The sequence below is a fragment of the Bifidobacterium sp. LH_730 genome (assembly GCF_056355835.1).
The window spans coordinates 1-8,605 of sequence record NZ_JBKETB010000024.1 but is presented as its reverse complement, the minus strand read 5'-3'; the positions used below and the strand labels follow the sequence as shown (position 1 = coordinate 8,605).

Below are 8,605 nucleotides of genomic sequence, written 5' to 3'. Positions count from 1 at the left end.
CCGGTGGTGTTCGGCGCGGCCGTGGACGTTGACGCCACGCATACGTCGATTAGCGCCGGCATCTCCGAACCCGACGGCACTGTTACCGTGCAATTGCTCAAGGTGTTGGACGGCACCGGCGGCGCGCCCGGCGAGATAACCCGCCTGTGCGCCACCTACCACGCGCCCCTGTGCATGGACTCGCGCGGCCCCAACGGCGACCTGTGCGACCGGCTCAGGGCGTTGAACGACGCCAACGGCGACCCCGTGGTGCGTTTCGTGGACATGCAGGCCGCCGACTACCTCAGCGTGGGCCAAGCGTTCGTATCCGGTCTGGAGAACAACACCGTGCGGCACGCGGCAGACACCGAGCTGGACGCCAGCGCCGCGAACAGCGCGCGCGCATGGTCGGGCGACGCATGGCGCGTGAGCCGTCGTGGCAGCACTGGCAAGACCTCGCCGCTCGAAAGCGCCATGCTGGCCGCGTGGGGCGTCTCCCACCGGCCCGAACCAGAAGGCCCCTTGCAAATCTTCTAGCCGTGACCGGCTGTGGCGGACTGTGGCGGACTGGGGCGCGCGCCGCTGGTCCCACCAACGTGGCCGGGCGCATGATGTGGCGCATGAACGACTTGGGTTTTTTCGCGCGGCTTCGCTTCGCCGGGAAGATCATCACGCGCGGCGTTGCCGCCGTCGATGACATTCCGCCGGAGATCATGCCGCCCAGCCGCACGCCGGCCTATGACCCGTTGCAGCTGTCCACCGTGTTCCGTGGCGTGCAGGTGTTGCAGACCGCCATAGCCGGTTTGCCGTTGCACGAGATGCGCGGCGGCGTGAAGCTCAACACGCTTGCCTCGATCGTTGACCACCCGGACGCCAACCGCAGCCGCCGCGACTTCATAAGCGATATCGTGGCTTCATTGTGCTTGGACGGTAACGCCTTTGTGCGCAAGCTGCGCTATGGCGGCGAAGTGGTGTCGTGCCAAGTGCTGCCGCCCGCGTTGGTGACGGTGCGCGACGACGGGCGGGACCCGGCCGCCCCGGTGCTTCGCTACACGTATCTTGGCCGCGAGTACACGCCCGACGACATCACCCACCTGAAGTTCCTCAACGTCCCCGGACGTCTCAGGGGACTTGGCCCCATTTCGGCGGCGCGCGAGGAGGTGGAGGGTGCGAAGATGGCACGCGACTACAAGGCCCGCTTCTACACCGATAGCAGCAACGCCAAAGGTTATTTGAAGTCAGATCAGAAGATCACCCCGGACAGCGCGAAACAGGCGAAGGACGATTGGGGCAAGGCCGGCAAGGCCGGGGACATCAAGGTGGTCGGCTCGAATCTCACCTATGTGCCCTTGGACATGAAGCCGGCCGACTTGCAGTTTCTTGAGACGCAGAAGTTCGACACGACGCAGATCGCGCGCCTTCTGGGCATTCCCGCCAGCATCATGCTGGCCGCCGTGGACGGCAGCAACCTTACGTACAGCAATATCGAGCAATCGTGGATTGAGTTCGCCGACTACACGCTGGCCGCCTACACCGGCGAGATCGAGGAACTGTTAAGCAGTCTTCTGCCGCGCGGCCGAACCGTGCGGTTCGACTGGGATTCAAGCCGCCGCGCCGACATGGCCGACCGGTACAACGCCTACCAGACCGCTATCAGCAGCGGGTGGCTGACCGTGGACGACGTGCGCGAACGCGAGGGCTTGCCGGCATTGACGCCGGAACAGACGGCAGTGGTTCAAAAGATCGGAGGCAACACGAATGAATGACATCGACAACAGGCTTATGGAGACGCGCACGCTCGACCTTACCGGCATCGAGCTGCGCGAGGCCGACACCGGGGACGGCACCACCTTGGAGGGAGTGGCCGTGCCCTTCAACCAGCGTTACAGCCTGTTCGGCGACTACGCCGAGGTCATCGACCCCGACTGCGACTTCGGCACCCGCCAGACAGTGAAGGTGAGCCGCGAGCATGGCGAGCTTATCGGCAAGGTGACCGGCACCGAACGCCGGCCGGACGGCCTGCACGTCGTTATGAAGCTGTCGGACACCGACAACGCGCGCGAGACCGTGCGACTGGTGCGCGACGGCGTGTACGACGGCTTTTCGATTGGCTTCAGGCCGGTTGAGAACCGCGTCAGCCAGTCGGACGACGGCGTTACCGAAGTCCACCGTAGGGCAATCGACCTGTTCGAGGTTGCCGTTACCGGCATCCCCGCCTATCCCGCCGCCCAGATCACCGGGCAGCGTTCCCAGACCACCGCAAACAACAACGAAAGCGAGGAACCCACCATGGGCAACGACAACAACAACGAGGCACGCGCGGCCATCGACGAACGCTTGGAGGCGTTCGGCGAGGAACTGCGCGGCATCAAGGCCACCGTGGCCGCCGGCATCGAGACGGGCAAGCCGGCCGAGCTGGGCGGAGAGTTCCGCACCCCCGGCGACTACCTCAAGGCCCTGAGCGACGAACGCGACGCCAACCACCAGACGGCCATCGACCTTATGCGCCAGACCCGCGACGCCATCGTTACCGGCGACACCGGCAACACCGTGGCGTGGATCGCCGACGATCTGCGACTGATCGAGCAGCGCCGCAAGGTGACCAACATCCTGACCCGTGACACGCTGCCGGCCACCGGCATGTCGATGGAATACAACGTGGTCACCGAAGACACCACCAGCGTGACCAAGCAGGCCAGCGAGGGCACGGACCTGAAGTTCGGCAAGGTGAAGTTCGGCACCAAGACGGCCGACATCGACACCTACGGCGGCTACACCACCCTGAGCCGTCAGACCATCGAGCGTTCGACCACGCCCATGCTCAACACCGCCTTGAAGGCGCTGAACAACGCCTATGCGAAGGCCACCGAAAACGCCGTGCGCGATTACCTGTACACGCTGATCGCAGCGCAGCGCGACGCCGAGGAGAACGCGAACAACATCGCGGCCCCGGCCACGCTGGACGCGATGACTGCCGACCAGTGGGCCGGCCTCATCCTCGACGCGGCCGAGGTGATGGACGACCGCAACGCGGCAATGACCCGCCTCGGCGTCAGCAAGGACGTGGCGCTTGCCCTTATCAAGCTCAAGGACTCGGGCAACCGTTTCATGGACATCTCCGGCAAGGGCAGCGACACTATCGGCGCGTTCGACCTCACCGGCGTGGTGGGCGACCTCATGCGCGTGCCGGTGTACATGCTGCCCAAGGCCCCGACGGGCACGGCAGCGTTCATCGACCCCACCAGCGTGACCGTGTGGGAATCCGGCGGCCCCACCCAGCTTTCCAACACCGACCCGGTGAACATCGTGGACAACTACAGCGTGTACGGATACATGGCCGTGGCCGCCACGTTCACCGACGGCCTGTTGCCCATCAAGTTCGCCGCCAAGGCAGCGTGAGCATGACCGACGAAGAACTCTTGGCCCAGCTCCGCAACGAAGTCAACGTGCCCCAATGGGACGACGAACGCTTGGCCGCGAAGCTGGCCGCCGCCAAGGCGTATGTGGGCAGCGCCGTAGGCGCGGCCGAAGTGGCCGACACCGTGCTGGCCGACTGCATCGTGGGTTGTGCGGCCGACCTGTACAACAGCCGTGACGCGAGGCTGGGCGTCATGGACGTGGGCGACGGCGTGACCGAACCGTTCCGCGTCAGCACCGACCCGCTCAGGTCGGTGTGGCCGAAATTGAAGGCGGCTGGCGTGAACACCGGCGGGCTGGTGATCGCATGACCGTATCCGTGCGCGAGGAACGCGAAGCGTTGATGGAATTGCTCAGGGACGCGGCCGGCGACCTTGTGGACGTTGTGACCATCGACGCGCAGGAGGCTAGGCCGCTGCCGGGCAAGGCCGTGATGCTGATCGACCCGCCGACCATCACGTTCGACGGCTGGCAGTTTCAGGAGCGCGTGTGGACGGTGAACGTGATCGCCGGCACCACCGCCACTCAGGTGGACGCCTTGGACGTCATCACCCCCGTGGTCGAAAGGCTCTGGGAACGCAAGGTCAACATGCGCGAGGCGAAACCCGTCAGCTACTCGCTGGCCGGCGTCGGCAAGCTGGCCGCCTACGAAATCACACTGAACCCCTTGGAACTCACCGAGGACTAATCGAAAGGAACACATCATGGCGAAGGTACGAACCCTTGGCCCCGGCTCGCTCAAGATCGGCGCGACCGGCAGCGAACAGGACTTCTCGGCGGACGTGACCAACACGACGCTGGCACCATCGACGGACACCGAGGACCCGGACAACTTCCTTGACGGCCATTCCGAGGGCGGCGCGCAGACCGAAAGCTGGACGCTGAGCGGCTCCGTCAAGGAGGACTTCAGCATGGACGGCCTTCAGGTCTGGTGCAACACGCACAGCGGCGAGGAACTGCCGTTCGAGTTCATCCCCAACACGTCGGGCACCGTGAAATGGACTGGCAACGTGACCATCGCCAGCATCCAGATCGGCGGCGACGTGAAGAGCAAGAACGCCAACGACTTTTCGTTTGCTGCCACGAACGTGACGCCCAGCGCCTACACTGTCGCCTAAACGCATGGCCGGAACCATCGCGGCCGGCGGCAACGGCTACTTGCAATTGAAGGGCGCAAGCCAGTTGGCGCGTGGTCTGAAGAAGGCCGGCGACGATCTGAAAGACCTCAAGACGGTGAACCGCGAGGCCGCCGGCATCGTCGCCAGTCAGGCCAAGAAGACCGCGCCCCACCGTTCCTGTCGGCTTGCGAGCACCATCCGCGCCGGCGCGACCCAGAAGGCCGGCGTCATGCGCGCTGGCAACAAGGGCAAGGTGCCGTATGCCGGCGTCATCAACTACGGATGGCCCGGCCACAACATCAAGGCGACGTACTTCGCCAACAAGGCCGCGAAGGACACCGAGCCGGAATGGACGGCCCTGTACTCACAGGCCGTCGAAAAGATCATTAACCGCATCGTCACAGGAGATTTGAGCAAATGAGCGACAACACCGAAACCACCACCGTGCCAGCGAACACGCGCGTGCGATACATCGACGGGCACACCGACGAGATCACCGTTACCATGTTCCAGCGCACGGCCGCCGAGACCTACGGCAAGGCCCACGGGTGGGGCACCCTCATGGAGGCCGCCGTGAAGTTCAACGCCTATTCGGCCTATATGCGCTGCCGCCAGACCCAGTTAACCGATCTGCCGTTCGACAGGTGGCTTGCCGAAGTCGTCAGCATCGAGGACATCGCCAACGACACGGAAACCGAACCCGTCGATATGTTCGGTGCCGCCGTGGCAGCACCGGCAGCAGGTGAGGAACAGGACTTCGGCCCTTTCCCCGATGGGACGCCGACGGCCTGAACGCCTATTCATGCGTGCTGGCCGCCCGGTTCGGCGGCACGCCGTGGGCTTGGCGGCGCGAGAGCGGGCCAAGCCCGGAGGATTGGGGCACATGCCTTGATCTGTTGGAACAGGAACGCGAACAGGCCGAACAGGCCGAACAAGAGGCAAGGGAGGCGAAAGCATGAAAAGCGCGATTCTGGCCATTCGCATCATCGGCGACGCCACCAGCGCCGTGGCCGCGATGGACAAGGCCCAGCGCGCCAGCATGTCATTCAAGGACAAGGTGGGCAAGGCGTCCGTCGCGGCCGGCGCGGCCTTGGCAGCCATCGGCGCGGGCGCGGCCACCTGTGCGAAGGCAGCCGGCGACCTACAGCAAAGCGTGGGCGGCGTCGAAACCGTGTTCGGCGACTCAAGCAAGCAGATGTTGGCATGGAGCAAGGCGGCCGCACAAAGCGTGGGCCTATCCCAGAACGAATACAACGAGTTCGCCACGCTGGTAGGTTCGCAGTTGCAGAACTTCGGCATGTCCGTTGACCAGTCGGCAAGCAAGACAAACGAACTGATCGGCCTTGGCGCTGACCTTAGTTCAATGTTCGGCGGCACCACCGCCGACGCTGTGGACGCGCTATCTAGCGCGCTCAAGGGCGAAATGGACCCCATCGAGAAATACGGCATTTCGCTGAACGACGCCACGCTACAGGCTCAGGCCGCGTCAATGGGATTGGGCGACCTGTACAAGCAGGGAGACCGCAACGCGAAGATGCAAGCCACGCTTGCGGCCATCACCGCACAGTCCGGCAAGGCGGTGGGTAACTTCGCGCGCGAGGCCGACACCGCGCAGGGCCAGCAGCAGCGCATGAACGCCGCGTTTGAGAACGCCAAGGCCGCAATGGGCAAAGCATTGTTGCCGTTCCTCACCCAGATGGCCGAGAAACTCGCGCAAGTGGCGACGTGGATACAGGCGAACACGTCATGGCTAGGCCCATTGGTCGGTGTGATCGCTGCCGTGGCCGCCGTCATCGTCACACTGAACGCGGCCATGACCGCGTACAGCACCGTGGCCGGCATAGTCGCCATCGCGCAAGGCTCGCTAAACCTCGCCTTCCTGCCCATCATCGCGGTGGTGCTCGCCGTGGTGGCGGCCATCGCCGTGCTGGTGATGAACTGGGACAGCGTGAAGAAGGCCGGCGCGGCGGCCGCCCAGTGGATAAAGGACGCTTGGAACACGTTCTGGAATTGGATAACCGGCCTGTTCTCCGGCATAGGCCAGTGGTTCGCCGACAAATGGCAGGCGGTCAGCGACGCCGGAAGCAATGCCGCCAAATGGGTGAAGGACGCTTGGAACGGTATCACCGGCTTCTTCCAAGGCATTGGCGACGGCATCCGGCGGGCGTTCGCCGCGCCCATAGAATGGGTGGCCGATAGGTTCCAATGGCTCAAGGACAAGGTCATTGGCATATGGGACGGCATCAAGGGCGCATGGGACACCGTGACCGGCTGGTTCGGCTCCGGCGCGTCCGCGCAGGCGGCGCAGTCCGCCGCCTACACGGCCCCCGTCATGCGCGCCTACGCGCCCGTGCGCTCCATAACCGGCATGTCCACGCCGCGCACGTCCGGCATGGCATTGCCGATGCTGTCCACGCCCGCCGCCGTGAACGCTCGCCCTGTGGTGCAGCGCGTGGAGAACACCACCTATGAAGTGCATATCGACGGACTGGTGGCAGACCCAGACGGAACCGCCAAGGCCATAGAACGCCTGTTGGACGGGCGCGCGCGGAAGCGGGGCCGCAGATGAGGCAACCCATGCTGTACATCGATCGTGGCAACGGTTGGGAGGACGCGACCGGCCACGAGCACGCGCCGGCCGCCCTCGCCGCGTTCTCCATTGACTGGGGGTGCGATTCACCCGAGGAACAGCCCGACCCCAGCGTGCTGCGCTTCCAGCTGATCGACCGCACCGGCGACTTGGCGGGCAACAGCACGCGCTTGGCCGGCATGAAGGTGCTCATACAGTTGTCACGCCGCCCGGTGTGGCGGGACCTCGACGGCGTGGAAAGCTGGCAGGAACAGCCACGCTCAATGACGTGGGCGGACTTCCACCGGACCCACCGGCCCGCCACCGGGGGCCAGCCGGACGAAGGCGCGTTGACCATATTCACGGGCAACGTGACCAGCGGCGGCGAGATCACCCAGCGCGGAGACGGCACGTATCTGCTCGACCTGTACGCCAACAGCACGCTTGTGCGCGCCAACCGCACCACGCGGCAAGGCCCGACCTCGACCGACGCGGCCTTCTCCGGCCTGCATTGGACAGGAGACAAGGCCGCGCGCGTGGATGAGATCAACGCGCGGCTACGCGCGTTGGGCTGCCCCGTCTTGGACACCCAGACCACCGTGTGGCTCAAGACCAACGCCGCCCAGCCTGCACCATACGGCACGGACTCATACCCCGAACTGTCCACCGTGCTCAACGCACTGGCCGCCAACAGCCCCTATATCCCCCTGTACTACGAAACGCACGATACGGGGCTGGGAAACGACCATATCCACGCCGTCTTCGCCGGAAGCCCGCACAGCATCACGCTGCACTCGGACGGCACGCTGAGCGTGCTCGGCTACGGCATGGAACAGACCGTGGCCGACGGCGGCATGATAACCGTCGATGGAAACACGCTGACCATCCCCGACCCGGTGAGCAAGGTCACCCTGTCCACGAAGGCCGTCAAATGGGACGACAACAGCCAAAAGCTCACGTTCGAGGACGACGAACTGGAAATCGGCGATCAAGGCCTGTTGCCGGCCAACCTCACCGAAACCGTGGAATCGGTGTCGTTCGACTGCGACGCCGTGACCCGCGACGACTCGCAGGGCCATTGGACGCGCGGCACATGGCAGCCAAGCGACGACGAACGCCAACGGTGGGCGCGATGGCTCGCCACGCAGACGCTGAGACTCAGACCGGAGAAACTGACCGCCAGCAGCCGCCACCTCGACATCGACCTGTACGAACGGCAGTTGCAGCCCACGGCCAGCCTGTGGGCGTTCGTCAACACCCGGTACACCAAACTATTGGCCGACGACGGCACCCCGGCCACGTCCGGCGCATGGCTCGCCACCGGCGGCACATTGTCGTTCGACTGGCGGAACGGCGAACCGGTCCTATCCAACGAACTGACCCTAACCCCGCTGCCCATGACGCCCAGCACGCTGAGCCATTGGGACGACCTGAACCCCATCGGCATGGCATGGCAAGCCATGCCCGAGTTCACATGGGGCGAGTTCTCGCAAATCACCTACTTCGAGCAGTAAGGAGCAAC

At 64.8% G+C, this 8,605-nt stretch carries 9 protein-coding genes and 1 pseudogene; all 10 read left to right on the top strand.

Annotation, left to right across the window (positions count from 1 at the left end):
• Positions 1–516, top strand: a pseudogene (locus AC1AUD_RS13535) (hypothetical protein); the annotation flags it as partial.
• Positions 517–599: 83 nt separating this feature from the next.
• On the top strand, positions 600–1,745 hold the full coding sequence (locus AC1AUD_RS13530; protein WP_476574902.1) for a phage portal protein: 1,146 nt from the start codon (positions 600–602) through the stop codon (positions 1,743–1,745).
• Positions 1,738–3,378, top strand: a complete 1,641-nt coding sequence (locus tag AC1AUD_RS13525) for an HK97 family phage prohead protease (RefSeq protein ID WP_476574901.1) — start codon at positions 1,738–1,740, stop codon at positions 3,376–3,378. The genes AC1AUD_RS13530 and AC1AUD_RS13525 overlap by 8 nt, the downstream gene beginning before the upstream one ends.
• Positions 3,379–3,380: 2 nt before the next feature.
• Positions 3,381–3,707, top strand: coding sequence for a hypothetical protein (locus AC1AUD_RS13520; protein WP_476574900.1), 327 nt, complete (start codon positions 3,381–3,383; stop codon positions 3,705–3,707).
• Positions 3,704–4,084 carry a hypothetical protein gene (locus tag AC1AUD_RS13515; protein ID WP_476574899.1) on the top strand — a complete coding sequence of 127 codons (381 nt, stop codon included), beginning with the start codon at positions 3,704–3,706 and terminating at the stop codon, positions 4,082–4,084. Before AC1AUD_RS13520 ends, AC1AUD_RS13515 begins: the two co-directional genes overlap by 4 nt.
• Positions 4,085–4,100: 16 nt before the next feature.
• Positions 4,101–4,514 carry a hypothetical protein gene (locus AC1AUD_RS13510; protein WP_476574898.1) on the top strand — a complete coding sequence of 138 codons (414 nt, stop codon included), beginning with the start codon at positions 4,101–4,103 and terminating at the stop codon, positions 4,512–4,514.
• A gap of 4 nt (positions 4,515–4,518) precedes the next feature.
• The gene (locus tag AC1AUD_RS13505; RefSeq protein WP_476574897.1) at positions 4,519–4,935 is read left to right on the top strand and encodes an HK97 gp10 family phage protein; all 417 of its coding nucleotides are present in this window, start codon (positions 4,519–4,521) and stop codon (positions 4,933–4,935) included.
• Entirely contained in the window at positions 4,932–5,306 is a 375-nt protein-coding gene (locus AC1AUD_RS13500; protein WP_476574896.1) for a hypothetical protein, read from the top strand. Before AC1AUD_RS13505 ends, AC1AUD_RS13500 begins: the two co-directional genes overlap by 4 nt.
• A 163-nt stretch (positions 5,307–5,469) precedes the next feature.
• Positions 5,470–7,083, top strand: coding sequence for a phage tail protein (locus tag AC1AUD_RS13495; RefSeq protein WP_476574895.1), 1,614 nt, complete (start codon positions 5,470–5,472; stop codon positions 7,081–7,083).
• 8 nt (positions 7,084–7,091) lie between these two features.
• Entirely contained in the window at positions 7,092–8,597 is a 1,506-nt protein-coding gene (locus AC1AUD_RS13490; protein WP_476574894.1) for a hypothetical protein, read from the top strand.
• Positions 8,598–8,605: the final 8 nt, after the last annotated feature.

Bases quoted from the DNA above. Each gene is read 5' to 3' on its own strand.
- AC1AUD_RS13530 (WP_476574902.1), top strand. From the start codon at position 600: ATGAACGACTTGGGTTTTTTCGCGCGGCTTCGCTTCGCCGGGAAGATC.
- AC1AUD_RS13525 (WP_476574901.1), top strand. From the start codon at position 1,738: ATGAATGACATCGACAACAGGCTTATGGAGACGCGCACGCTCGACCTT.
- AC1AUD_RS13520 (WP_476574900.1), top strand. From the start codon at position 3,381: ATGACCGACGAAGAACTCTTGGCCCAGCTCCGCAACGAAGTCAACGTG.
- AC1AUD_RS13515 (WP_476574899.1), top strand. From the start codon at position 3,704: ATGACCGTATCCGTGCGCGAGGAACGCGAAGCGTTGATGGAATTGCTC.
- AC1AUD_RS13510 (WP_476574898.1), top strand. From the start codon at position 4,101: ATGGCGAAGGTACGAACCCTTGGCCCCGGCTCGCTCAAGATCGGCGCG.
- AC1AUD_RS13505 (WP_476574897.1), top strand. From the start codon at position 4,519: ATGGCCGGAACCATCGCGGCCGGCGGCAACGGCTACTTGCAATTGAAG.
- AC1AUD_RS13500 (WP_476574896.1), top strand. From the start codon at position 4,932: ATGAGCGACAACACCGAAACCACCACCGTGCCAGCGAACACGCGCGTG.
- AC1AUD_RS13495 (WP_476574895.1), top strand. From the start codon at position 5,470: ATGAAAAGCGCGATTCTGGCCATTCGCATCATCGGCGACGCCACCAGC.
- AC1AUD_RS13490 (WP_476574894.1), top strand. From the start codon at position 7,092: ATGCTGTACATCGATCGTGGCAACGGTTGGGAGGACGCGACCGGCCAC.